Origin of the sequence: Streptomyces sp. NPDC005899 (assembly GCF_040629645.1) — a bacterium.
Lineage (GTDB): Bacteria > Actinomycetota > Actinomycetes > Streptomycetales > Streptomycetaceae > Streptomyces.
On the sequence record NZ_JBEXWB010000034.1, the window covers coordinates 1 to 24,778 of the forward strand.

22 protein-coding genes and 2 pseudogenes are annotated in these 24,778 nt (G+C 71.7%); 14 read left to right on the forward strand and 10 right to left on the reverse strand.

Annotation, left to right across the window (positions count from 1 at the left end; translation table 11 throughout):
• Positions 1-192: 192 nt before the first annotated feature.
• On the reverse strand, positions 193-1,275 hold the full coding sequence (locus ABZ371_RS07115; RefSeq protein WP_358674680.1) for a right-handed parallel beta-helix repeat-containing protein: 1,083 nt from the start codon (positions 1,273-1,275) through the stop codon (positions 193-195).
• A gap of 199 nt (positions 1,276-1,474) precedes the next feature.
• On the opposite strand from ABZ371_RS07115, the gene ABZ371_RS07120 reads away from it, so the two are divergent.
• On the forward strand, positions 1,475-1,876 hold the full coding sequence (locus tag ABZ371_RS07120) for an ACT domain-containing protein (RefSeq protein ID WP_358674683.1): 402 nt from the start codon (positions 1,475-1,477) through the stop codon (positions 1,874-1,876).
• Between the two features lie 56 nt (positions 1,877-1,932).
• Positions 1,933-2,433 (forward strand): hypothetical protein, encoded by a 501-nt coding sequence (locus ABZ371_RS07125; protein WP_358674686.1) that lies wholly within the window; start codon positions 1,933-1,935, stop codon positions 2,431-2,433.
• On the opposite strand, the gene ABZ371_RS07130 is transcribed toward ABZ371_RS07125, so the two are convergent.
• Entirely contained in the window at positions 2,372-4,639 is a 2,268-nt protein-coding gene (locus ABZ371_RS07130) for a germacradienol/geosmin synthase (RefSeq protein ID WP_358674689.1), read from the reverse strand. The two genes, ABZ371_RS07125 and ABZ371_RS07130, sit on opposite strands and share 62 nt — an antisense overlap.
• Before the next feature lie 236 nt (positions 4,640-4,875).
• Here ABZ371_RS07130 and ABZ371_RS07135 point away from each other — a divergent pair, with 236 nt between their 5' ends.
• Positions 4,876-6,210 carry a peptidoglycan recognition family protein gene (locus ABZ371_RS07135; RefSeq protein WP_358674692.1) on the forward strand — a complete coding sequence of 445 codons (1,335 nt, stop codon included), beginning with the start codon at positions 4,876-4,878 and terminating at the stop codon, positions 6,208-6,210.
• 92 nt (positions 6,211-6,302) lie between these two features.
• Here the strand turns inward: ABZ371_RS07135 and ABZ371_RS07140 are convergent, their stop codons facing one another.
• Complete coding sequence (locus ABZ371_RS07140) at positions 6,303-7,439, reverse strand: aminoglycoside phosphotransferase family protein (protein WP_358674695.1); 1,137 nt, start codon at positions 7,437-7,439, stop codon at positions 6,303-6,305.
• Between the two features lie 231 nt (positions 7,440-7,670).
• Between ABZ371_RS07140 and ABZ371_RS07145 the strand changes: the two genes are divergently transcribed.
• Positions 7,671-9,164 (forward strand): hypothetical protein, encoded by a 1,494-nt coding sequence (locus ABZ371_RS07145; protein WP_358674698.1) that lies wholly within the window; start codon positions 7,671-7,673, stop codon positions 9,162-9,164.
• A 100-nt stretch (positions 9,165-9,264) separates the two neighbouring features.
• Here the strand turns inward: ABZ371_RS07145 and ABZ371_RS07150 are convergent, their stop codons facing one another.
• A complete protein-coding gene (locus tag ABZ371_RS07150; RefSeq protein WP_358674700.1) occupies positions 9,265-10,698 on the reverse strand; it encodes a SpoIIE family protein phosphatase in 1,434 nt (477 codons plus the stop codon).
• A gap of 526 nt (positions 10,699-11,224) precedes the next feature.
• Between ABZ371_RS07150 and rpmG the strand changes: the two genes are divergently transcribed.
• Entirely contained in the window at positions 11,225-11,389 is a 165-nt protein-coding gene (gene rpmG / locus ABZ371_RS07155; RefSeq protein WP_358674702.1) for a 50S ribosomal protein L33, read from the forward strand.
• 314 nt (positions 11,390-11,703) lie between these two features.
• Here the strand turns inward: rpmG and ABZ371_RS07160 are convergent, their stop codons facing one another.
• Positions 11,704-12,204, reverse strand: coding sequence for a tetratricopeptide repeat protein (locus ABZ371_RS07160; protein ID WP_358674705.1), 501 nt, complete (start codon positions 12,202-12,204; stop codon positions 11,704-11,706).
• A 124-nt stretch (positions 12,205-12,328) separates the two neighbouring features.
• Between ABZ371_RS07160 and ABZ371_RS07165 the strand changes: the two are divergent.
• Together ABZ371_RS07165 and ABZ371_RS07170 are read left to right on the forward strand one after the other, a co-directional pair.
• Positions 12,329-13,009: pseudogene (locus ABZ371_RS07165) on the forward strand (VanZ family protein); the annotation flags it as partial.
• A gap of 749 nt (positions 13,010-13,758) precedes the next feature.
• Entirely contained in the window at positions 13,759-16,599 is a 2,841-nt protein-coding gene (locus ABZ371_RS07170) for a glycoside hydrolase family 48 protein (RefSeq protein WP_358674707.1), read from the forward strand.
• 84 nt (positions 16,600-16,683) lie between these two features.
• On the opposite strand, the gene ABZ371_RS07175 is transcribed toward ABZ371_RS07170, so the two are convergent.
• Positions 16,684-17,871: a 4-hydroxybenzoate 3-monooxygenase gene (locus ABZ371_RS07175; RefSeq protein WP_358674770.1), complete on the reverse strand. Its 1,188-nt coding sequence runs from the start codon at positions 17,869-17,871 to the stop codon at positions 16,684-16,686.
• A gap of 364 nt (positions 17,872-18,235) precedes the next feature.
• Here ABZ371_RS07175 and ABZ371_RS07180 point away from each other — a divergent pair, with 364 nt between their 5' ends.
• The 5 genes from ABZ371_RS07180 (at position 18,236) to ABZ371_RS07200 (ending at position 21,768) form a co-directional block, all read left to right on the forward strand.
• Positions 18,236-18,955 carry a DUF4230 domain-containing protein gene (locus tag ABZ371_RS07180; RefSeq protein WP_358674709.1) on the forward strand — a complete coding sequence of 240 codons (720 nt, stop codon included), beginning with the start codon at positions 18,236-18,238 and terminating at the stop codon, positions 18,953-18,955.
• Positions 18,956-19,148: 193 nt separating this feature from the next.
• Positions 19,149-19,826, forward strand: a complete 678-nt coding sequence (locus tag ABZ371_RS07185; protein WP_358674712.1) for a TNT domain-containing protein — start codon at positions 19,149-19,151, stop codon at positions 19,824-19,826.
• Positions 19,827-19,835: 9 nt separating this feature from the next.
• The gene (locus tag ABZ371_RS07190; protein ID WP_358674715.1) at positions 19,836-20,069 is read left to right on the forward strand and encodes a hypothetical protein; all 234 of its coding nucleotides are present in this window, start codon (positions 19,836-19,838) and stop codon (positions 20,067-20,069) included.
• Between the two features lie 98 nt (positions 20,070-20,167).
• Positions 20,168-21,187 carry an alpha/beta fold hydrolase gene (locus ABZ371_RS07195; RefSeq protein WP_358674718.1) on the forward strand — a complete coding sequence of 340 codons (1,020 nt, stop codon included), beginning with the start codon at positions 20,168-20,170 and terminating at the stop codon, positions 21,185-21,187.
• A gap of 71 nt (positions 21,188-21,258) precedes the next feature.
• A complete protein-coding gene (locus ABZ371_RS07200) occupies positions 21,259-21,768 on the forward strand; it encodes a DUF664 domain-containing protein (protein ID WP_358674721.1) in 510 nt (169 codons plus the stop codon).
• Here ABZ371_RS07200 and ABZ371_RS07205 read toward each other — a convergent pair.
• Positions 21,664-22,569, reverse strand: a complete 906-nt coding sequence (locus ABZ371_RS07205) for an AraC family transcriptional regulator (protein WP_358674724.1) — start codon at positions 22,567-22,569, stop codon at positions 21,664-21,666. The genes ABZ371_RS07200 and ABZ371_RS07205 overlap by 105 nt on opposite strands.
• An 87-nt stretch (positions 22,570-22,656) precedes the next feature.
• Between ABZ371_RS07205 and ABZ371_RS07210 the strand changes: the two genes are divergently transcribed.
• Both ABZ371_RS07210 and ABZ371_RS07215 read left to right on the forward strand, forming a co-directional pair.
• Positions 22,657-23,088, forward strand: coding sequence for a DUF2000 domain-containing protein (locus ABZ371_RS07210; protein WP_358674727.1), 432 nt, complete (start codon positions 22,657-22,659; stop codon positions 23,086-23,088).
• A gap of 139 nt (positions 23,089-23,227) precedes the next feature.
• Positions 23,228-23,515: a hypothetical protein gene (locus ABZ371_RS07215; protein ID WP_358674729.1), complete on the forward strand. Its 288-nt coding sequence runs from the start codon at positions 23,228-23,230 to the stop codon at positions 23,513-23,515.
• Between the two features lie 61 nt (positions 23,516-23,576).
• Here ABZ371_RS07215 and ABZ371_RS07220 read toward each other — a convergent pair whose 3' ends face one another.
• The 3 genes and pseudogenes from ABZ371_RS07220 to ABZ371_RS07230 form a co-directional block, all read right to left on the reverse strand.
• Positions 23,577-24,008, reverse strand: a complete 432-nt coding sequence (locus tag ABZ371_RS07220; protein WP_358674732.1) for a protein-tyrosine phosphatase family protein — start codon at positions 24,006-24,008, stop codon at positions 23,577-23,579.
• Positions 24,009-24,010: 2 nt separating this feature from the next.
• A complete protein-coding gene (locus tag ABZ371_RS07225) occupies positions 24,011-24,274 on the reverse strand; it encodes an HPr family phosphocarrier protein (RefSeq protein ID WP_358674735.1) in 264 nt (87 codons plus the stop codon).
• Positions 24,275-24,482: 208 nt separating this feature from the next.
• Positions 24,483-24,650, reverse strand: a pseudogene (locus ABZ371_RS07230) (DeoR family transcriptional regulator); the annotation flags it as partial.
• Positions 24,651-24,778: the final 128 nt, after the last annotated feature.

Here is a 24,778-nt window from a genome sequence, read left to right on the forward strand (position 1 = left end):
GGCGTGTCGGGGGCGCTACGCCCCCACACGGCGACACCCCCACCCCGCTTGGGGGCGGGGGGGGGGCTGGGGGGGGGGCGGGGGCCGGCGGGGGTGGGGGGGGTGGAGAGCGGTGCGGTGACGGGGGTGGTGTCGGGGGTGGGACTCACGGTGGTCATACCGTCTCGTTTCTCGTGGTGCGGGGGTGGGCAGCTACTCGGCACACATCCCGGCGGGTACGGAGGTTCCGCACGTGTTGCCGTCGAACGCGTTGCCCGTCCCGGAGGTGTCCCGGTCGGCCAGGTCGGCCGGCATGTTGTCCCGCACGAGGTTCCGGCTGATCGTGTTGCCGGTGTTCAGCGCGCCCACGAAGCTCTTGAACAGCACGACGCCGCCGGAGAGCGGGGTGGCGCCGACGTTGCCCCGGATCACGTTGTCCCGCACGACGGTCCGCTCACTGCCGGTGAGGACGACGCCGGAACCCTGGATGGCCGAGAGGCGGGGGGTGGCCGCGCAGTACTTGTTGTTCTCCTCGATCCGGTTGTTGCTGACGGTCATCGCCCCGGCCGCGGGCTTGGACTCGTCACCCACGACGAAGACCCCGCTGCAGTTGCCCGACATCCTGTTGCCGTCGATCAGGAGGTTCCTGACCCGCCGGGCCGTGACGCCGATGCGGTTGCCGGTCAGGGAGTTGTTCCGGATCTCGGTCCCCTGCGTGTCGGTCGCGCCGCCCTCCTCGCTGACGCTGTTGGCGACGAAGATGCCCGCGTCGCCGTTACCGGTGGCGGTGTTGTCCCGCAGGTCCGCGTGGGCCGAGTGTTCCTGGGCGATGCCCCAGGTGCCGTTGGACCGGGCGGTCACCCGCCGCACGGAGAGTCCGCCGGTCCACGAGGCCCAGACGCCGCTCTTGGCGAAGCCGGAGACGGTGAGCGAGCGGATGCTGACGTCGTCGACCGTGTGGCCCTTGGTACCGGCGACGCAGATGCCGTTGCCGGACGCCGCGCAGGTACCCGCGGCCTTCGTGCCCGTGGCGGCGGGCATGAGCACCACCCGGCCGCCGACGCCGAGCAGGGTCAGGCCCGGCTTCGTGATGTGGACGCTCTCGTGATAGGTGCCCGGCAGGACGACGACGGTGTCCCCGGGGGAGGCCGCGTCCACCGCGCTCTGGATCGAACCGCCCGGGCGCACGACGTGGTCACCGGGCCCGGCCGCGGCGGAGGGGACCGCCGCCCCTCCCAGCGCCGTGGCCAGAGCGACGGTCGCAGCCGCCAGGCAGGTGATGTGTTTTTTCCTCATGTGCCGAAACTAGGGGCGATCACCCCCGGTGGCGACGGAAGGTGAGCGTCCGGGCACATGGTGTGCCTGAATGGCTTACTCGCCCCGCCGCCCCCGCCGCCCCCGTCGCCCCCGCCGCACACCGTGCCCTCCCGGAGGGCGGGCCGCCCGGCTCGTGCGCCTCGTGCGCGGGGGCGCGCGGACGCCTTAGCGTGAGCCCATGACGGGCAAGCGCGATCTTCGAGAACTGCTGCACACCATGCGACCGGAGCTGAACCCGGGCCGCTACGTCTTCACGACCGTGGCCGGCGGGGCGGTACCGGACGGGGTCAGGCCCGTCGTCACCGTGTCCGAGACCGAGGGCCTGACCCTGGTCGTACCCGAGCCGGAGGCGGCGGCCGCGGGGCTGGGGTACGACTTCGTGGCGGGCTGGATCACCCTGCGCGTCCACTCCGCCCTGGATGCCGTCGGCCTGACCGCCGCCGTCGCCCTCGCCCTCACGGATGCCGGCGTGAGCTGCAACGTGGTCGCCGGATACCACCACGACCACCTGTTCGTCCCGTACGCGCGTGCGAGTGAAGCCCTGGAGGTGCTGGAGGTACTGGCCGCGGAGTCCGGCTGAGACCTGCCGGGAGTGCCCGGCTCCACGACGTGAGCCGGGACACGTAACATGGCCGCATGTCCTTCCTCCGCCGCCGTAGCGCCGCCACACCCGCGGGCCCGGACTTCGACGTCCTGGCCATGGACCCGGGGGACTGGCCCGGCAACCTCGGCGCCGGGTTGCTCCCCGCTCCGGACGGGAGCTGCCAGGGCGTGTTCCTGCGCTACGACCTGTTCGGCGGCCGAGGTCCGGCGATGATCATCGGCAACCTGCCGGAGGGCTCGCCGGCCCGGGAGACCGAGGAGGGCCAGGTTCCGTTCGAGGTGGCCCAGCTCCTCCTCGCGCTCGAGAACGACGAACCGGTCGAGGTCACCGGCACCGAGGACGTGCCCGTCATGCAGGGCGACAGCCTGCTGATCGTGCGCCGGGTCAAACTCTCCGAGAGCCGCGTCTCCTGTGTGCAGTTCGACCGCAGCGACGGTGTGCTCGTCACCATCGCCAGCTGGGACCGGCCGATCACCGACGATCTGTACGCCCTGCTGAAGCCACTGCCCGCGGAGCTCTTCCAGCAGGGCTGAAACGTCCCTGCTCCGTCAGCAGCCGCGTCACCTGTGCCGCGGAGGTGCCGATCCCCGTGGGGCCGGCGAGGTGCCACGGGGTGCCGGTGCCCCGCCGCAGGTCCTCCTCGCGGTAGCGCCGGCAGCCCCGGTGCCAGATCAGGATCCCCGCCATCCAGTGCCGGAGCTCGACCACATAGCCCGCCAGGGTCTCCCTCGCCTCCGAGTCCAGCGCGAAGTCGTCGTACAGGACCGGCAGTTCGTGCTCGGCCACGTGCTGGAACTGGCGCATCCGCGCCTTCATCAAGTCGTCCACGACGGCCACGCCCGTCCGGTAGTCGACCCCGAAGAAGTTCTGGACGACCAGGACGCCGTTGTGCACCTCGCCCTCGTACTCGATCTCCTTCTGGTAAGAGAACAGGTCGTTCATCAGGCACGCGTAGTCCGCGGCGGCGTTCTCCAGGGACCGCATCGGGCCGCTGCGGTACACGGCCTCCGGCACCTTCCTGCCGTGCCCCAGCCTGCACAGGCTCATCGTCAGATCGGAACCGAACGTCCGGCGGCGCATCTCGACGTAGTCCACCGGGTCGGGGATCCGGTTCTGCGCCTGGTTCGCCAGCTCCCACAGCCAGCTCGCGGTCATCGACTCCACCGCCTCCCGGAAGGTGCGCCGACCGCTCTCGTCCATCGGCCCCGCGGTCCGCCGCCAGAGGTCGCCGAGAGCCCGCTCGAGGGCGTTCACCGGCTCGGGCGGGGACGCCCCCTCCAGCGGCATGAACAGCGACAGCCGCTCGTTGGCCAGCCGCGCGCCGGCCAGATCGCGGGTCCGCCCGTGCACCACCGGGAACCAGTCGTCGCCGTACGTGCCCCAGGTCAGCCACCCGGAGGACAGGTCGAGCTCATCGGGGGTGGCGTCGGGGTGCAGGCCCGCGGCGCACAGCGGGAGATCCGTGGCGACGAGCCGCTCCTCGTCCCAGATGTGCGAACCGGGCACCCCCGGCTGGGCCTCCAGGATGCCCATCCGGCGCGCCCACTCCACGATCCGCACCCGCGCCCCGTCCAGGTGCGGGCTGAGCGTCGTGGTGAACGGCATGTCGAAGTCCGGGAGCAGGGACGGGCCGACGTGCCGGTACGGGACGTGGGTGTGGCTCCGGTGCCGTGCCGACTCCGAGCGTGGCGTGAGCCGGATCGACGCCGCCGCCATCCCGAAAGGGGGCACGCTCCCGGCGGCGCTCCCACCGTCGTTCATGTAGCGGCTGGAGCGCATGTGCCACTCGTGACCGCCGGACTGCCAGTCCTGGAGTCCCTTGACGTACGCCATGACGGCGACGGTCTCCTCCGGCGTGAGCCCCTTCTCCGCGCAGAGCGGCGGCAGTTCGGTGAGCGCGGTGTTCTCGAACTGCTGGAGGCGGGACGTCAGCAGGTCGTTGACCGCCTCGGCCGCCTCCTGGGTCGTGCAGCCCAGGAACGTCTCCAGGACGAGCACGCCGTTGCTGTTCTCGCCCTCCTCCTCGACCTCGCGCTGGTAGGAGAACAGGTCGTTGCGCAGGTGCACGCCGTCGGAGAACGCGTCCCGCAGCACCCCCAGTGCCCGTGAGCCGGCCAGTGACGCCGGCACCTCCGCGTGCGCCGCGTACTCCACGAGTCCGGCGGACCACGGGGCGCCGCCCACCTTCCGCCGCATCTCGATGTACTCGACGGGATTCGCGATGCGGCCCTCGTTGATGTTCGCGAGCTCCCACAGGGACTCGTTCAGCAGGTTCTCCGTCGCTTCGGCGAACCTGGCCCGCCAGGCGTCCGACATCGCCGGCACCGTCCGGGCCCACAGGTCGGCGAGTCCGGCCTCCACGGGATTGGACGGCTCGGGCGTGGCGGCGCCCCGCTCCATCGGCATGAAGGCGGGCAGGCGGTCCAGGTACCGCTTCGCACCCTCGCGGTCCGGAGTGCGCTTGAACAGCTCCAGGAAGTGGTCGTCGAAGAAGAAGACCCACACGTACCAGTCGGTGACCAGGGACAGCGCCTCGGACGAGCAGTCGGGATGGGTGTACGCGCACAGCAGCGCGTAGTCGTGGGCCTCCAGGTCCTTCTCCTCCCAGACCCCGGACCCCTCCAGCATCCCCATCCCGCGCGCCCACTCCCTGGTATGGCTGCGGGCCGCCTCCAGATGAGCATTGAGCCGTGCCGGGTACGGCACGTAGAAGTCCGGCAGTGAGAACGGCTGTGCCATGTGTGTGAGGCCTTTCGGAGACTCCGCGCGTCGGCGCGGAACGGTCCTGTCCGCGCCAGCACTACCCTTCGGCCATCCGGGTCACGCACCGCGCGAAATAGTCAGACAAGCCCAAGAATCCTGCGACACCGCACTGTTGACTCACCCGCACCGCCCGTCCCAGAGTGTGCGCCGACAACGGAACGCTGAGATCCACCCAGGACCGGCCCGGGTCCGCCCGGCCAAGAAGGGTTGTCATGACGTCGAAGCAGAGGAACAGGCTCGCGCTCGCACTGGCCACGGCGGGTGCGCTGGGCGTCGCCCTGCTCAGCCCGGCGGCCCAGGCCGGCGCGGACGGGGTACGACCGGAATGCCCCCGCAGCCTGGACTGCGACTGGGTGCCGGCCGCCTACCGGCAGACCGGCGACCCGGCGGACAAGCGCACGTACGGCAACTACGACACGGCGGACCGGCCGGACAGCAACGCCGTCAAGTTCATCGTCCTGCACGACACCGAGGTCGACTACGACACCACCCTGAAGATCTTCCAGGACCCCCGCAACCAGACCTCCGCCCACTACGTCGTGCGGTCGGCCGACGGCCACGTCACCCAGATGGTGAAGAACAAGGACATCGCCTGGCAGGCGGGCAACTGGTACCTCAACACCCACTCCATCGGCATCGAGCAGGAGGGCTTCGCCGCCCAGGGCGCCACGTGGTACACGCCCGAGATGTACCGCTCGACCGCCAGGCTGGTACGTCACCTCGCGGCGAAGTACGACATCCCCCTGGACCGGCAGCACATCCTCGGCCACGACGGGGTCCCGCCCACCAGCGCCGCCGGTACGAGGAACATGCACTGGGACCCGGGACCGTACTGGGACTGGAACCGCTTCATGGCACTGCTCGGCCGACCCACCGTGCCGAGCGCGCCCAGGAGCAGCGAACTCGTCACCGTCAGCGCGGACTTCGACAGGAACAAGCAGGCGTTCCGCGACTGCGAGAAGGGCGTCGACCTGCCGTTGCAGGGGAGCAGCGCGGTGCCCCTGCGCACGGAACCGTCCGAGGAGGCACCCCTCTTCTCCGATCCGGGGCTGCACCCGGACGGCTCGCCCGGCACGAACTGCGCCGCGGACTGGGGCAGCAAGATCAGCGCCACGCAGCAGGCCGTGGTCGCCGACCGGGTGCCCGGCTGGACGGCGATCTGGTGGTACGGGCAGAAGGCGTGGTTCCGCTCCCCGCACGGCGTCAGGGTCACCACTCCGACCTCGGGCTACGTGGTGAAGCCCCGGAGCGGCAAGGCGGAGGTGCCCGTCTACGGGGTGGCCTACCCCGAGAAGGCGGAGTACCCCGCGGACTTCCCCAAGCCGGCCGTGGGCAGCCCGCTGGCCTACACCATCGAGGCGGGTCAGGCGTTCCCGGGAGGCGGCGAGGCGCCCACCGGGTACTACTACGCTCCGACGATCGACGCGTCGGAGCCGTACGACCACACGTATGTCCGCGGGGACCAGAAGTACGTGACGGTCCAGATCGGGCACCGGATCGGTTTCGTCAGGGCGTCCGACGTGGATGTGGTGCGGGCCCGGCCGTAGCCCGGCCGCCCGCGGCACGCCTCGGCACCGGTGTGTCGGCACCGGTCCCGAGGCGTGCAACCCGTCGGCCGGGCCCGCCGGGCCCGGCACCGTCAGCGTGTGCCCACCGCGGCGCGCACGGCCCGGCGGGCCATCGCGCAGTCGTCGTGCAGCCTGCGCAGCAGCAGCCGCTGCTCCTCGCCCGAGGAGAGCGCGCCCTGCCGCGTCTGGCCGCCCCCGGAGGGCGCCCCCTCCCGCATGGCCCGCTGCACGGCCGTCTCGTACGTACGGATCTCCCGGGTGAGGACGAGCATCAGGTTGACCAGGAAGGCGTCACGCGCCGCGGCACCGGCCGCCTGCGCGAGCTGGCTGATCTGACGCCGGGCCGCCGGCGCGTCCCCGAGCACGGTCCACAGGGTGGCGAGGTCGTAGCCCGGCAGATACCAGCCCGCGTGCTCCCAGTCGACCAGCACGGGGCCGGTCGGGGGCAGCAGGATGTTGGAGAGCAGGGCGTCACCGTGGCAGAACTGGCCCATTCCCTGCCTGCCTCCCGCGTGCGCGAGACCGTGCAACAGCTTCTGCAGGTCACCCAGGTCACGGTCGGTGAAAAGCCCCAACTCGTGGTAGCGGGCGATGCGTGAGGCGTAGTCCAGCGGCGCCTCGAAAAGACCGGCCGGTGGACGCCAGGCGTTGATCCGGCTGATCGCCCCCAGAGCGGCTCGCACGTCCGCGCGCGGAGGGGCCTCCACGGGGTGCCTCGTCAGTGCCGCCACCCTGCCGGGCATCCGCTCGATCACCAGTGTGCAGTTCTCCGGATCCGCGGCGATGAGCCGGGGGACCCGAACCGGTGGGCGGTGCCTGACGAAGGCGCGGTATGCAGCTATTTCGTGCCTGAACCGCTCCGTCCAGGCGGGTGAGTGGTCCAGTAAACACTTGGCGACGGCGGTGACGCGGCCGGTCGTGCCGACGATGAGCACCGAGCGCCCGCTACGGCGCAGCACCTGCACCGGGTTGAACTCGGGGCAGATGCGGTGGACGGAGGCGATGACCATCCTCAGTTGCGCGCCCTGGGGACCCGAGAGGTCGAGGCGTCCGCTGAGCGGCTGGGTGCCCGGCCCCGCCGCCCGCCGGGTCCGACCCGTGCCGGACGACGGTGACGCGGCGCGGGGGTCGAGATACGGCCCGCCACCCGCCCCCATGGGACGAAGCGGCCGGGGCGGGGCGGACACGGAGGACGATGCTGTGTACATGGGCGAGACAGATCCCTTCGTGCGCCGACAAGTTGCGTACGCCGCCCCGGCCGGCGGCCGTTCGGCACCCTGGGGAGTACCGAGGGCTGCCGGGCGGGGTGGCGCTTTCCTACCTGACACCGGACCGCGGGTGGCAGACCATCTGGCGGACCCTGGCGGACCCTGGCGAATAGTCGCTCAGCATCTGACAGGGGGTTAGTGTCAAGTCAGCCGAGAACCTGGGGGCTTGACGTGACCGGAGAACCCAACACCCGCCTTTCTGACCTGTTCGGCCTGGCCGGCTGGTCCAAGGGTGAGCTCGCGAGAATGGTGAACCGGCAGGCGGCGGCCATGGGCCACCACCAGCTGGCGACCGACACCTCGCGGGTCCGGCGCTGGATCGACACGGGGGAGTCCCCCCGAGACCCGGTGCCCGAAGTGCTGGCGGCTCTGTTCACCGAGCGGCTCGGCCGTGTCGTGACCATCGAGGACCTCGGGTTCGGCCGGCGCGGGCGTGTGGGGAAGCGGCGAGACGCCGGGACGGAGAAGGATCCCGACGGATTGCCGTGGGCGCCCGAACGGACGGCAGCGGTCCTCACCGAATTCACGGGAATGGACCTCATGCTCAACCGACGCGGCTTGGTGGGCGCGGGCGCCGCACTCACCGCCGGCTCAGTACTCACCGGTGCCATGCACGACTGGCTGCAGTCCGACCCCGCCCCGGCGGCCCGGACGGCACGCCCCGACGACCCCTTCCACGCGGACAACGCGGGCTTCGACCGGTACGAGGCCGCCCCCATCGGATCCGAGGAGATCGAGGCGCTCGAACGATCGGTCGAGGTCTTCCGGGCCTGGGACGCGTCCCGGGGCGGCGGCCTCCAGCGCAAGGCCGTCGTGGGCCAGCTCAACGAGGTGGGCGGCATGCTCGCCTACCGTCACCCCGACCACCTGCAGCGCCGCCTCTGGGGCGTCGCCGCCAACCTCGCGGTCCTGGCCGGGTGGATGTCGCACGACGTCGGCCTGGAGCCCACCGCCCAGAAGTACTTCGTCATCGCGGCCCACGCGGCACGGGAGGGCGGCGACCGGCCCCGCGCGGGGGAGGCCCTCTCCCGCGCGGCCCGCCAGATGGTCCACCTGGGCCGCCCGGACGACGCCCTGGACCTCATGAAGCTTGCCAAGTCGGGCTCAGGGGATCAGACGCTGCCGCGCACCCAGGCCATGCTGCGCACGATCGAGGCTTGGGCGCAGGCGGCGATGGGCCGAGGGCAGGCGATGCGGCGCACACTCGGAGAGGCCGAGGACCTCTTCGTCTCGGACAAGGGCGATGTCCCGCCGCCCAGTTGGATGCAGATGTTCGACGAGGCGGACATGCACGGCATGCAGGCCCTGGCCTTCCGCACCTTGGCCGAGCACGACCCGGCGGCGGCCACCACGGCCCAGCGTCACGCCAAGCAGGCATTGGACCTCCGCGAGAACGGCCGTCAGCGGTCCAGGATCTTCGACTACATCTCGCTCGCGTCGGCCTGCTTCATCGCCGACGATCCGGAGCAGGCCGACCGGTACGCGCGACTCGCCCTCGTGTCGATGGGCGAGACCTCCTCCCACCGCACCTGGGACCGGTTGCGCGAGATGTACCGGCTCACCGGTCAGTTCGCCGGCTACGCGAAGATCGAGGACCTGCGGGAGGAGATCCAGCTCGCCCTGCCGCGGAAGTCGTTCAAGAAGTCCGGAGGTCCACGTATCTGAGCGGCGCCCCGCCAGGGGGCGATCCGTTCCGCGTCCGGCAGCCGGCGGCTCGTGCGCAGGGGTGCCGACGGTCCGCTGCGGGATCTGCGGGCAGGCGTCCTCAGGATGCTGTGCGGGCCACCAGCACGCAGGCGTCCTCGATCCGTTCGTCCCCCCCGAACTCCGCGGCGACGGTGCGGACGCAGTCCTGGGCGCTCCGGGCCTCGGCGAGGCGTGGCGCGAGTTCCAGCAGCGCCTGCGGTCCCGTGTCCCGGCCACTTCGCCGTGCGAGCCCGTCCGTGTGCAGCATCAGCACGTCGCCCGGCAGCAGGACCACCTGGTCCTGTTCGTAGGCGACGCCGGACACCGCACCGAGCGGCACTCCGTCCACCGGTGGCAGAGGGCGCCCTGTCGCGCCGCGGAAGAGGAGCGGTGCGGGGTGCCCCGCCTGGGCCCAGGTGAGTGTGCCGGTCGCGGGATCGAACCGGCAGCACACCGCGCTGCCCAGCGCCGGCTGGGCCGAGCACTCGATCAGCTGGTTGAGATGCCCCAGCAGGGCTCCCGGCCCGACTCCGGCGACGGCCATCCCGCGCAGTGCTCCGAGCAGGGTCGCCATGGCCGTGGTGGCGTGGATCCCGTGGCCCGTCAGTTCCCCGACCGTGAGGAGCAGGTGGCCGTCCGGCAGCCGCAGGGCGTCGTACCAGTTGCCGCCGATCAGGTCGCCCGACCCGGCCGGCAGGTACCGGGCGGCGATGTCCAGCCCGCCCGGGCCCGGACCGGAGGGAGGTAAGGAGCCCGGACGTGCCGGGAGCAGGGCTTCCTGCAGCTCGGCCGCCATCCGGCGTTCGGCCCGTGCCCGGTGTTCGCGGTCTCCCAGGGTGTCCCGGGCGCTGCCCACGACGTGCTGGGTGCGGCGCAGGGCGCTGACATCGCGCAGCACGGCCCACATGGAGGCGGTGCAGCCGTACGCGTCGAGCACCGGCTCACCCGTCATGTGGAGCGTCCGCAGGGAGCCGTCGGGTCGCAGGATCCGGAATTCCCCGTCCATCGGCCTGCCGTCCACCAGGCAGCCGGTGACCATGGAGGTCAGCACGGGCTGGTCCTCGGCGAGAAGCACGGACGGCAACTCGTCCAGGGAGAGCGCGCCGGCCTGCGGGGCTCTGCCGAAGATGCGGTACAGCTCCTCGGACCAGCTGGCCTCGTCGGTCAGGAGATTCCATTCGGCGGTGCCGACCCTGCTCGGCGGTGTGCCGGGAGGCCGGTCGGCGGCGGGCCGCCGTAAGCCCTGGGGCGTCGGTTCGTCAGTCGTCTGGGTGGGGATGCCGTTCCTGAGGTGCCCCAGGTGTTCGCCGAGGTCGTCGAGCTGGTGGACCGCGAGTTCGCAGAGCGCGCGCTGCCACCGCAGCCGGGGGTCGTCCTCGTCGGCGACCACGGCGTGCCGTCGCACCGCGTCCACGTCCCCGCGCAGCCGCAGGGCCCGGGTGATCAGGGCGTCGACGGCGTGCCGCTCGGGAGGCTGGGGGGCGGGGCGGTCCGCGAAAAGATGGGACGGCATCTCGGACTCCGATACAGGCGTTGCGCGACCGGCTCGTGGGGGTGGACCGGACTCGACTGTCGCACAGGGCGTGGGAGCCCGTAAGGGATTCGGCAACACTCGACGCGTTGTTGCACCTGGCATATGCCTTCGGCTGGGTGGAGCTGAGGTCCGCCGAACACCCTTGCCCTTGCGCGTGGTTGACGCAAGTCCACCGGCGCGAGTTGGGGGACGCGCGCCCGCGCGGGCGTCCCGCGAGCGGCACACTCCATGGGGCAGGGCGTATGTGGATCCCGAAACCTCCGCCGCTTCCCCTCGGCGCCGCCGGGCGACGCGTGGAGTCGAATATCAGTTCCTCCGGTGACAGGGTGTACGCCGCTCGTCTGTCCCGGCGTGTTGATCGAGTGCCCGCATCCACAGCAGGGGCGAGGGGTGGACCCGCGGCGCGTCCGGGAATGGCGGCGGTCTCGACGGCGTTACGTCACCGGAACGAAAACGACACCCATCCCCAAGAAGGGGGAGGGGTCGCAGTCCTGTGGAGGTCCCCATGGCACGCAGTGAGACCAGGCCCGTCGTGCTCCTCCGGTCGACCGCCGGAACCGGGCACACCTACGCCACCCGCAAGAACCGCCGCAACGACCCCGACCGGCTGGAACTGCGCAAGTACGACCCGGCCGCGGGTCAGCACGTCCTGTTCCGCGAGACCCGCTGACCCGGCCGGGCCCCCGGCCCGCTGCCGGCGGAGTCTCCGGTGGCAGCGGAAGCGGGGCGGCGGGATGCCCGGCCCCGGTGGTCGCGGTGGTGGGCATCACAGCCCGGGGTCCCGATTCACGGGAACGCGAGCGGGTGGTTTATCGTTCATCTATACGTGGGGGCGAGGCGGTGAACCGAACGCCACGACCCCACGCGTGAGCCGCCCCGGCTGGATTCCCCCGATCCGGCCGGGGCTTTCCGCTGTCCGCCACGCGCGCCCACCTCCGCGTCGTGAGCTGCCGGACCGTGGTCACCCGGTCCGCCGGGCACCGGTCACATGATCTGCGTGAGGTCGGTCGCGTAATGCTCGATGGCCGCACGGTACTGCTGTACGTGCGGGTCGCCGCTGCTCGCCGCGAGCAGGCACAGCAGAAGGCGCATGGCCTCGTGGTGTTCGCCCGTGTTGAAGAGGGCCATGGCCAGGAAGGTCCGCAGTGCGCCGTCGTCCGGGAACTCCGCCACCCCGAGGCGCAGCGTCTCGACGGCCTGCCCGAACCTGCCGAGGACGCGGTACGTGCTGCCGAGTCCCAGCAGCGCCCCCCGGCGCTCCTCCTCGGCCAGGCCGTCGCCCTGGAGGCTCCGCTCGTAGTACGGCACCGCCTCCGCCTCCAGGCCGAGCACATCGTGGACCCAGGCGGTCTGGTAGGCCACGTCCGCGGCGTCGGGGAACGCGGCGGTGAGGGCGAGAAGCCGCTCCCTGGCCTGCTCGGGATGGCCCTGCTCCCGCAGGGCGACGGCCTGCGCCAGCAGCCGGTCCTTGTTCTGTGCGCTCATGAGCACATGGTCGCACCCGCTTCGGGGGTGTGGCCGCCGGGCTCCGGGGCATTGGTTGGCCATGACAGCAGAGATGGAATCCGGGGCCAGGCGTAGAAACGCGGGGCGTATCCTGTTGCGTGCCATGCTGCTTTTCGTGGCATTCGCGGGTCTTGTGGCGTTCTCCGTCGTCCTGGCCAAGGTGACGCTCACGCCCTCACCGGCTTCGGAGGACATCGTGACCTCCAACCTCCAGCCGGGACGCTCGCTGCGGCAGTACGCGGAGGAGTACACCTTCCTCGCCGCCTGCAAACAGGCGGGCGGAAACCTGCTCCTCGGTGTGCCGTTCGGCGTCCTCCTGCCGATCCTGGTCCCGCGCCGACTGAGGATGATCCGCATGATCGTCCTGACGGTGCTGGTCATCGCGGTCGTCGAGCTCGTACAGGGGGCGCTCGTGACGGGGCGGGCCTTCGACATCGACGACGTCATCCTCAACACCACGGGGGCGCTGCTGGGTTACGTCGTGATCGGGCGTCGGATCAGCCACCACTACCACGCGTTGTCGGACGATCGGGCCCCGAAGCCCGCGGCCGGCGCGGCCGTTCCGGACACCGCCGGAACCGAGGCCGGTTCCGGGACCCGGACGGGCACCTGGTACGCGGGCCGGAAGAAGCCGCTCACGAAGACCGGGACCTCCGACGGCGACGCGGCCGCACGCCGGAACGGGCCCACGCCCACTGCGCGCGGACGCGCCCTCGTGGAGCGGTGGCGCGCCGGCCGGACCGGACCGGGCGGGGGAGCGCCCGGAACGGGCCGACGCGGAGCCTGCCGCCCGCTCCCGGCCGGCTCCACCCCGTACACCGGGGCGGAGCCGGCCGGAAGCGGGTGGCGGAGCGCCGGGCAGGCTGTTTCACGGGACTCCTGGCACCGGGTGGTCGATCGCGTGCCGGGATCGACGCGTTGCCGCGTGCCCGGACACGCCGTGTCCGTCGCGCGTGTCACCTGCACGCTAAATCGCGCCTGCGGTCGAGCCCCTGCTCCCGCGGCCCGCGATCCGCCCCGTCGGCCACCGGACCCTCGCCCCCCGCGGCCGTCCGGGTCCGGCGGACTCGTCGCGAGGGAACGCCACCACCCGGGCGGGGCCCGGGGCCGCTCAGCAGGGCGGATGTACGGGACACACAGCAAGTGATGTGCGGGCGCCCTCTTGCGGGCCGGACGTGCCCCAGCGGTGCGCGTGGGCTGATGGGACCGCTCCCATGCGTGGGCCTGGCACCGAGGCGTCACGGGGTGGTGGTCGGCAGAGGCTTCCTCATCTCCCGCTATCGAAATAATTCGACTCACCGCGTCTCTTGACGCCGATTTTCCCCGTCCCCATGCTGGGAGCGCTCCCACGGGTGGTTCAGGTCTTGCGCTCAACCCCCGTACGCCCCCATGTCGCCGAGCCGCGAGGAGATACCCGGCATGCCAACGGGAACCGCACGAAGAAGCTGGTTACCCAGAAGACCCCGCAGAACCGGAGCCGGTGGCAGACGGCTGTGGACGGCGTCTCTGGCCGCGTTCGCCCTTCCCCTGGGCATGACCGCCGCGGCAGGCGGCACACCGGCCCAGGCCGCCGCCGTTCAGTGCAGTGTCGACTACAAGGCGAACGACTGGGGTTCCGGCTTCAACACCGAACTCACCGTCACCAACCGGGGCACGGCCGCGATAAACGGCTGGACCCTGACGTACGACTACGCCGGCAACCAGAAGCTCGCCAACGGCTGGAACGGCACCTGGTCGCAGGCCGGCAAGACCGTCACCGTCAAGAACGCGGCGTGGAACGGGACCGTCGCCGCGGGGGCCGCCGTGACGGCCGGCGCACAGTTCTCGTACAGCGGCACTAACACAGCCCCCACCGCCTTCGCCGTCAACGGCACGGTCTGCGCGGGCGCGCACCAGCCGCCGATCACCGTCCTCACCAGCCCCGCGGCGGGCAGCACCTACTCCGCCGGAGACGCCGTCCCGCTGGCCGCCACCGCGGCCGCCGCGGACGGTGCGGGGATCAGCAAGGTCGAGTTCTACGACAACACGACCCTGCTCGGCACCGACACCACATCGCCCTACACCTACAGCGCCCAGGGCCTCGCGGCCGGCAGCCACTCCGTCTACGCCAGGGCTTACGACAGCCTGGGAGCCTCGTCGGAGTCGACGCCCTCGGGCATCACCGTCGTGGCGGGCCCCGTCGTCGTCGCGACGCCCTCGCAACTGGGGGTCCAGCAGGGCAGGACGGGCACCTTCGACGTGAAGCTGTCCACCGCCCCGCGAGCGAACGTCACCGTCACCGTGGCCCGGTCCGCGGGCAACACCGGGCTGAGTGTCACGGGCGGGGCGAGCCTCACCTTCACCCCGTCCACCTGGTCCACGGCACAGAAGGTGACCGTCGCGGCCAACAGCACCGGCACGGGTGCGGCCACCTTCACCGCCTCGGCGCCCGGCCACGGCAAGGCGGAGGTGACCGTCACCCAGCTGGCCGCGGCGAAGGAGTACGACGCACGCTTCCTCGACCTCTACGGCAAGATCACCGACCCGGCGAACGGCTACTTCTCCCCGGAGGGGATTCCGTACCACTCCGTGGAGACGCTGATCGTCGAGGCCCCTGACCAGGGCCACGAGACGACGTCGGAGGCGTACAGCTACCTGATCTGGCTGCAGGCGATGTACGGGAAGATCACCGGGAACTGGACCAAGTTCAACGGTGCGTGGGACACCATGGAGAAGTACATGATCCCCACCCACGCCGACCAGCCCACCAACTCCTTCTACAACGCCTCCAAGCCGGCCACCTACGCGCCCGAGCACGACACCCCGAACGAGTACCCCGCCGTGCTCGACGGATCGGCGAGCTCCGGGTCCGACCCGATCGCCGCCGAGCTGAAGAGCGCGTACGGCACCGCCGACATCTACGGCATGCACTGGATCCAGGACGTCGACAACGTCTACGGGTACGGCAACACGCCCGGCAAGTGCTCGGCCGGTCCCAACGAGACCGGACCGTCCTACATCAACACCTTCCAGCGCGGTCCGCAGGAGTCCGTCTGGGAGACGGTCACGCACCCGACCTGTGACAACTTCACCTTCGGCGGCGACAACGGATACCTGGACCTGTTCACCGGGGACTCCTCGTACGCCAAGCAGTGGAAGTTCACCAACGCCCCCGACGCCGACGCCCGCGCGGTCCAGGCGGCGTACTGGGCCGACGTCTGGGCGAAGGAGCAGGGCAAGTCGTCGGAGGTCGCCGCGACGGTCGGCAAGGCCGCCAAGATGGGCGACTACCTGCGCTACTCCATGTTCGACAAGTACTTCAAGAAGGTCGGCAACTGCGTCGGCCCGACCGCCTGCCCGGCCGGTTCCGGCAAGGACAGCGCGCACTACCTGATGTCCTGGTACTACGCCTGGGGCGGAGCCACCGACACGTCGGCGGGCTGGTCCTGGCGCATCGGCTCCAGCCACGCGCACGGCGGGTACCAGAACCCGATGGCGGCCTACGCGCTCAGCTCGGTCGCCGACCTCAAGCCCAAGTCGGCCACCGGCCAGCAGGACTGGGCCAAGAGCCTGGACCGGCAGCTGGACTTCTACCAGTGGCTGCAGTCCGACGAGGGCGCCATCGCCGGCGGGGCAACCAACAGCTGGAAGGGCAGCTACGCCCAGCCCCCGGCCGGCACACCGACCTTCTACGGCATGTACTACGACGAGAAGCCCGTCTACCACGACCCGCCGTCCAACCAGTGGTTCGGCTTCCAGGCCTGGTCCATGGAGCGGGTCGCCGAGTACTACCACGAGACGGGTGACGCACAGGCCAAGGCGGTACTCGACAAGTGGGTCGACTGGGCCCTCTCCAAGACGACCATCAACCCGGACGGCACCTACCTCGTGCCCTCCACCCTCAAGTGGTCCGGTGCGCCGGACACCTGGAACGCGTCGAGTCCCGGCGGCAACGCCGGCCTCCACGTCACGGTCGCCGACTACACCAACGACGTCGGCGTGGCCGGTGCCTACGCCAGGACGTTGACCTACTACGCGGCCAAGTCCGGTGACGCGCAGGCCAAGACCGTGGCCGAGGGCCTGCTCGACGGCATGTGGAGCCACTACCAGGACGACGCCGGTGTCGCCGTCCCGGAGACGCGCGCCGACTACAACCGCTTCGACGACCCGGTGTACGTCCCGAACGGCTGGACGGGCGCGATGCCCAACGGGGACACCGTCGACAACGACTCGACGTTCCTCTCCATCCGGTCCTTCTACAAGGACGACCCGAACTGGCCGAAGGTGCAGGCGTACCTGGACGGCGGAGCCGCTCCCGTCTTCACCTACCACCGGTTCTGGGCCCAGGCCGACATCGCACTCGCTCTGGGGGCCTATGCCGATCTGCTGGAGTGAGTGACCGCACCACCGGGGGCGTCCCGGCCGGCGACTTTGCCGGCCGGGACGCCCGCCTGTCCGGACGCGTGACGGGACGCCCGCCTACCCGGGGAAGTGCCCCGTGTAGTTGTGGGCGAACTCCGCCGCCGCGTGCGGCGAGTCCGCGATCCGGTGCAGTTGCGCCAACTGGAGGCGGCCGTCGAAAGGACTCCGTGCGGGATCGGTGTGAAGGGCCGTCGTCATGGCGTACGAGAAGTGCTCGGCGCGCCACACCCGGCGCAGACACGTGTCCGAATACGCGTCGAGCAGGTCGGCGGATCCGGTCCGTGCCAGGTGTCCGAAGGCGCGGGCCAGCACGGCCACGTCGGCGAAGGCGAGATTGAGTCCCTTGGCACCCGTCGGCGGGACGATGTGCGCGGCGTCCCCGGCGAGGAACACGCGCCCGAAGCGCATCGGCTCGGTCACCGAACTGCGCATCGGCAGCACCGATCTCGCCGTGACGGGGCCCCGCTCGAGCCTCCGGCTGCCGGACGAGGCCAGGCGGGAGTCGAGCTCGTCCCAGACGCGCTCGTCCGGCCACGCGGCGGGGTCCTCGCCGTTCGGTACCTGGAGGTAGAGACGGCTCACGGTGGGGGAGCGCATGCTGGCCAGCGCGAAGCCGCGCGGTGAGTGCGCGTAGACCAACTCGTCGTACACGGGCGGCGCGTCCGCCAGGACGCCCAGCCAGGAGTACGGGTAGGACCGGCCGAAGGTCCGTGACGCACCCTCGGGCACGGACCGCCTGGTCACCCCGTGCGACCCGTCACAGCCGACCACGTAGTCGCACTCCAGCGTCAGGTCGCGGCCGGCATGCCGGTACCGGACGACCGGCCGGCCCGTGCCGGCGCCCTCCACGGCCAGGGCTTCCGCCTCGAACAGGAGGGGCGCCCCGTCCGCGATCCGGAGCGCGATCAGGTCCTTGACGACCTCCGTCTGCGCGTACACCCACACGCGGCTGCCACCGGTCAGCGACGGGAAGTCGATCCGGTGCGAGCGGCCGTCGAAGCGCAGCTCCACGCCCTCGTGCGCGAGCCCCTCGCGCTCGAGCCTCGCCCCCGCCCCGCAGGCGCGCAGCGCGTCGACCGCACCCTGCTCCAGGATCCCGGCGCGCTGGCGCCGCTCCGCGTAGGCGCGGTCGCGGCCTTCCAGGACGACACAGTCGATACCGTGCCCGTGCAGCAGCCGGGCCAGGAGCAGCCCCGCGGGGCCGGCTCCGACTATGCCGACACGGGTACGCCGGGGGAGGGGCATGGCACCGTCCACGGGAGGCCTCACCTTCGAAAGGGGGAACAGCACCACCTTGGCCCGAAGCCGGCGGCCGCGGAAATCGATTCCCCGGATGGACGGCATCCGCGCGCTGGATGACCGATGGAGGGCCCGGATGCCCGTCCGCGGCCACCTGACGGCTCGCCGCCGGTGGCCGCGGCGCGCTGATGTCCTTCCTGGTGACGCTGCCGAGCGCCGGCCACCTCCGCGGACGGGAGGGGCCGCCCCACGGGCTGCCGGCGCCGCCGGGAGGCACGTGACGGGGCTGAACGGTGCCCGCCCGTACAGGATTTGACGTAATCGGGCTACCCACCGGACTGAAACCGCCGCGAGGGGTCACACGCACCCCATGACGTCCACCGATCCGAGGACACACAGCGCGGGCACCCCCGGCGACGCCGGCGAGCCCCGACCGCCGTCCCGTTCCCGCGCGCGAGGGTGCCTGCCGTTCGCCGGCGTGTGCGCGGCCGCGCTGGTCCTGCTGTTCCTGGGCAGCAGGCTGAGTCTCCTGCCCGGCCTGGGTGACCTCTTCGCCGAGGAGACCAAGGACCGCTCCGGCCCCGCCGTGCTCAAGTCCATCCAGGACATGAGCGCGTACGAGGCGGCCTCCGGCAACTTCCAGGTCGTCGTCGACCTGGAGAAGGACGCGAAGTACCTGCCCGACGCCGTACGAGGCACCCGCACGCTGTACGTGGGCGCGGGCACGGTCCAGGCATCGGTCGACCTGGGCAAGGTGGCGGCGAACGGGGTCGTCGTCGACGAGAAGCGCACGACGGCCGAACTGCGCCTCCCGCACGCGGTCCTGGGCAAGCCGGCGCTGGACCCGGACCGCTCGTACGCCGTGTCCAAACAGCGTGGCCTGCTGGACCGGCTCGGCGACTTCTTCTCCGACAACCCGGGCAGCGAGCAGGCGGTCAACAAACTGGCCGCCCAGCACATCGGGGAGGCGGCCGAGGAGAGCGGCCTGACGCAGCGGGCGGAGAAGAACACCGCCGCGATGCTCCGGGGCCTGCTGGAATCCCTGGGCTTCGAGAAGGTGACCGTCAGCTACGTCGGACCGCGCACCTGAGACACCGGGTCCCCGCCGCCGGGGACCCGGGCCGGTGCGCCCCTCGGCCGAACTCCCCGCCACGGCCCGGCATCCGCCCGACGAAACCGTCCGGGCCGGCCCCGGACGGCATGGCGTCACGACTCACCGCACGCGACCGGTTACCCTACGTCAGCTGCTCCGAGCAGTCGTCGAAGACCGAGGGGACCTGTGAGTGAACCGCATCCGCACCGCACTTGCCGCGATCGGCATCGCCGCGGGCCTGGTGGCCGCCCCCGCGGCGCACGCGGCCCCGCACCACGACCGCGTGGCGTCCACCACGGCCGCAGGCCACGATCCGTGCACCGGTGAGTTCGGTGGCGACGCCCGGCTCGGCCCCAAGTGGCTGCCGCGCAGCAGTCAGGCGCCCGTGGGCCCGCTGCTCAAGGGGTACAAGCGCACGGGCGCGCTGTCGCCGTCCGCCTTCCTGAAGAAGTACTGGGAGGGCACCGCGGACACCGGGAGCTGGAAGTACCCGCCCGACGACGGTTTCGCCGAGGTCAACGGCGAGGTCGACAAGGAGCCCGCCAAGCTGCGCCCCGGCCAGAGGCTGGACCGTTTCGGCTCCGAGTACGGCGGCTACCTGGCGCCTGCCGGTGACGCGTACGCGGAGCGCGCGCTGCCCCCGCAGAACCTCAACACCCGGGACGCCGCCGTGCCGTGCGACTACCGCGTCTACAAGGTCACCAAGCCGTTCTGGGTCTGGCAGGGAAGTATCGCGCCGTGGTTCGAGCAGCGGGGCGGTGGACAGCAGATCAAGCTGGACGCCGTGTTCCTCGACCCCGGCGCGGGGGAACGGCTGAACGTCAAGTGGCTTCTCGACCACGCCTACCTCGAGCGCGCGGGAGCGTGACGGCGGGCGATGCGGCGCCCTGAACTGCGAGCCGTGCTCGAAGCGGCGGGCGTGGCCGACGGCTACTACCGCATCGAGGGCGTCCACGAACCGGTGCCCACACCCCCCGACTTCCTGTTCCTCCGCAGGTCGGCCGACGGGGTGTGGGAGACCGGGGCGTACGAACGCGGACGGTACGAGGTCCTGGACCGGCATCCGGACGAGGCGTCGGCCTGCGGGCACCTGCTGCGCCTGCTCGTGTGACGGGCAGGGCTTTTGCCGGAACGGCAACTTACCTTGTCCCGTGGCTCCTTGCGTCGAATGATCGGGACGCAAGGCCTGCCGAGGACCCAGGAGTGACCATGCCGCAGCCCGTCCCGCCCACCACCTCCGTCCCCGAGCCCTCCGCGACCGTGCCGGGGGCGGTGAGCCGGTTCGTGGACGTCCCGGGTGGCCGGATCCATCTCCTCGAACAGGGTGCGGGACCTCTCGTCCTGCTGATCCACGGCTTCCCCGAGACCTCGTACTCCTGGCGCCACCAACTGCCCGCGCTGGCCGCCGCGGGCTACCGGGCGGTCGCCGTCGACGTGCGCGGCTACGGACGCTCCGCCGCCCCGGAGCGGGTGGACGCCTACCGCATGACCGCGCACGTCGCCGACAACGTCGGCGTCGTCCACGCGCTGGGTGAGGAGACGGCGACGGTCGTCGGTCACGACTGGGGCTCGCCCATCGCCGCTCACAGTGCCCTGCTGCGACCCGACATGTTCACCGCCGTGGCGCTTCTCGGTGTCCCCTACGCCCCGTGGAGCCCGGTCCGTCCCACGGACGGCTTCGCCCGTATCGGCGGGGACGAGGAGTTCTACGTCGGCTACTTCCAGGAGCCCGGCCGCGCGGAGGCGGAGATCGCCCCCGACGTACGCGGCTGGCTGGCCGGGTTCTACGCCTCGCTCTCCGCGGACACGATGCCGCCTCCCGGAGCGGACTCGCCCTTCCTCGTGCCCGCCGGGGCCCGCATGCGCGACCGGTTCGTACGAGGGCGGCTGCCCTCCTGGCTGTCCGAGGCGGACCTGGACGTGTACGGCTCCGAGTTCGCGAGGACCGGCCTGACCGGCGGCCTCAACCGCTACCGCAACGTCGACCGCGACTGGGAGGACATGGCGGCCTGGGACGGCGCGCGGCTCACCGCGCCCGCGCTGTTCATCGGCGGCTCACTCGACGCCTCCACCACGTGGATGGCCGACGCGATCGCCGCATTTCCCCGGACGCTTCCCGGGCTCGTCTCCTGCCACCTCCTCGAGGGCGGCGGGCACTGGATCCAGCAGGAGCGCGCCGACGAGGTCAGCGCCCTGCTGACGCAGTGGCTCCGCACCGTGCACGGGTGACGCCCGGCGGGCACCGGCCCGGTGCCGTGTCGCAGCGGGGGGCCGGCGCGGGGACCGGCCATGGTGGTCGTATGAACAGTGCAGGCATGCTCACCGAAGCGTTCGACCGCGTCCAGGAAGCGGTGCACGCGGCCGTCGACGGCCTCGGGCCCGACGAGCTCAACGCCAGGCTCGACGACGGCGCGAACTCGATCGCCTGGCTCGTATGGCACCTCACGCGTGTCCAGGACGACCACGTCTCGGACGCGGCGGGAACCGAGCAGGTGTGGTTCTCGCAGGACTGGGCGTCCCGCTTCGAACTGCCCCTCGAGAAGGGATCGACCGGTTACGGCCACAGCAGCGAGGAGGTGGCGTCCGTGCGGGTGTCCTCGGCCGACCTCCTCCTCGGCTACTACGACGCCGTGCACCGGCGGACCGCCGGCTTCGTCGAAGGGCTCGACGGCCGGGCGCTGGAGCGGATCGTGGACGAGGCATGGTCACCGCCCGTGACCCTCGGCGTCCGCCTGATCAGCGTGATCGCCGACGACCTGCAGCACGCGGGTCAGGCGGCGTTCGTACGCGGGGCGCTGGCGCGCCGGTAACCGGCCCGTCCCGGTGCGCGCGTAGCGGCCCGGGCTCGTGCCGACCACACGAGCGAAGTGGCGTGAGAGGTGCGACTGGTCGTAGAACCCGGCCGAGGCGGCCACCTCGGGCGCCCGCATCCCCCCGAGCAGCAGCCGCCGGGCCAGGTCGACCCGGCGGCCCGTCAGGTACTGGTGCGGAGCCATGCCGAACGCACGGCTGAAGGCCCGCACCAGATGGGCCTGGTGGACGTGCAGCCGGTCCGCGGCCTCCCGCAGGGACAGCCCCGCCACGAACCGCTCGTCGAGCAGGTCGCGCAGTTCGGTCGCGACCCGGCGGTCGTGCACCGGAGGCGGCACGTCCGCCTGGTCGCGCAGGTGGCGCGTGAGCCGCTCGCGGACGAGGGCCAGCCGGCTCTCGGCCTCCAGCTCGTCCCCGGGCCGTTCCAGCGACGTGTGCAGTTGGTGGACGCGGTGGCGCAGTCGCTCGTCGCGCAGCACCGGCCGGTCCACGGCCCGCCCGGCGAGGGCGGGGTCGATCTGCCGGGTGCCGAGGTACAGGACACGCTTGCGGAAGCCCCCGGGTGTCGCCGCGTCACCGTTGTGCGGGACGTGCGGTGGCAGCAGCGTGACCACCGAGCTCGGCGCCCCGTGCTCGTGGCGGTCGAGGTCGTAGCGGACCATGCCCTCGTCGACGATCAGCAGCGTCCACGCGTCGTGCGTGTGCATGGGATAGGCGTGATCGGCGAAGAACGCGTGGAAGACCTCGTCGATTCCCTCGACCCGAGGCCGCCACGCGGTGATGTCCGGACGTGCACCCATGGAGGGAGCCTACAAGAGCGGTGCGGGCCGGGGAGGCGTGCAAAGTTCGTACAAGACGCCGTGCGGACGGCTCGGCAGGCTTTCCCCATGACCGACGACAACGCACCCGTACGCTTCGACACCAAGATCGCCGTACTGCTCCGTGACGACCTCGAGACCTGGCAGCGGCTGAACGTGACCGCCTTCCTGGCCAGCGGCCTCGGGACGCGGGTGCCGGAGGTGATCGGAGAACCGTACGCCGACGCCGACGACACCACCTACCTGCCGATGTTCCGGCAGCCCGTGCTCGTCCTCACCGGTCCGAAGGAGCTGCTCACCACGGCACACAGCCGGGCGGTCGGCCGGGGCGCGATCATGGCGGTGTTCACCTCCGACCTCTTCGCGACCGGGCACGACAAGGCCAACAGGGCAGCCGTCCGGGCAGTGGGCCGCGACCGGCTGGACCTGGTGGGCCTCGCGGTCCACGGGCCCCGCAACGCGGTGGACAAGATCCTCAAAGGTGCTTCGATGCATCCGTGAGCCGGTCGGGCCCGGCCGCCGGCGTCCCGGTGTCACCGAACGAATACGCGCTGGCACACCTGTGCGAGTACGGGTGTGCGGTGCCATACTCGAAGCAGTCCGCTCGACAGGCTCGTCATCGTCCGAAAGGCGACGCGTCATGAACTGGGCATCGTGGACTACCTGCGGTGTCTTCGCGGGATCAGGCGGAGTGCGCACCGAAGAGGTAGGCGTCGTGGACGGCGATCTGACCGTACACACGACATGGTCCGAGGGGCAGGCCGAGGTGGCCGTGCAGTTCAGCGGTGCCTCCGACTGGTTCACGCTGGCAGGCAGTCCGGTGCCGTGCCCCTCCGAGGAAGCCAGCCGTTCCTTCCACCAGACGGTCGTCGAGGCGATACGCGCGGGCGGTGGAGCCACCGTCCCGGTTCCCCAGGCGGTGGAATGACACGCCAGGCTCCCAGGGCCGGCGGGACCGCGGCGGCCCGTGACCGTCGCCCCCGGCCGCCTCAGGGCCGCGCGAAACGCCGCACGTACCGTCGCTGCCAGGGCGTCTCGACCGCGCCGGGGTGGTAGTGCCGGCGGACGAAGGCCACCGCCTCGTCGGCCGGGACGCCGTCCAGCACGGCCAGGCACGCCAGGGCCGTACCGGTCCGCCCCCGGCCGCCCGCGCAGGCGACCTCCACCCGTTCCGACGCCGCCCGGCTCCAGACCTCGCCGAGCACGCGCGATGCCTCCTCGTGGTCGGCCGGCAACCGGAAGTCGGGCCAGCGAAGCCACCGCGCCTCCCAGGGGACCGGGGCGGGGCGCCTCCCGAGCAGGTGGACGGCGAACCCGGGGGCGGGGCCTTCGGGCAGCGGGCGCCGCAGACCCCGCCCGCGCACACACCGCCCCGAGGGCAGCCGGAGGACGCCCCGTGCCGCCGGATCCCAGCTCTCCACGCTCACACCGCCGCGTCGAGGTCCAGGGCGGCCGGCTCCTCCACCGCTTCCCGCGCCCCCGCGGCGGTGGCGGTCAGCACCAGGGAGTCGCCGTGCCGGGCCGCCGGCGCGAGCACCGGGAGCGTGCTCCGCACGTGGACCGGGTCGCGGCCGTCGCGGGCGACGGTCACCCGCTCCGGCTGACGGGCGGCCGCCTGCACGGGCACCGAGGCCGGACGGGCGTGCGGCCCGCCGGGGGAGCCGACGGAGAGGGTGCGCCGGTACATGGGTTCACTCCTTTGGGACGGGTGCGGATGCACAGATCCTCCCACGGGGCTCATACGGTTACGGGGGACTTCGGCTTCCCCGGACGGAGCGGTCGCGGACCCCGGGCTCCGCCGCGGGCCATCGAGGGCGACCACCGGACCGGCGGCGGTCACCGTGCCCGCGGGCAGGTACGCGATCGGCTCCCCGATCAGCGGGACGACGAAGACGGGCGCCTCCGTGGACCTGACGCAGCAGCCCCGCCCTGCCCAGGGCCCTGAGATCGCGCCGGACGGTCCCGGCGGTCACCTGGAACCGCTCGGCCGGGGAGAGGACGTCGACGCGGCCGCTCTCGCCCGCGAGGCGCGGGATCTCCTGCTGCCGCTCCGGTGCGTACATGTGGTTGCGCGTCCGTTCACGCCCGAGTATGTGGTTTCAGCGGCAGACGACGGCGCGATGCCGCGCATATGAACGCATTCAGGCATCGTGCGGGCATGAACGGGCAACCGGAGGGGGCCGAGAAGACA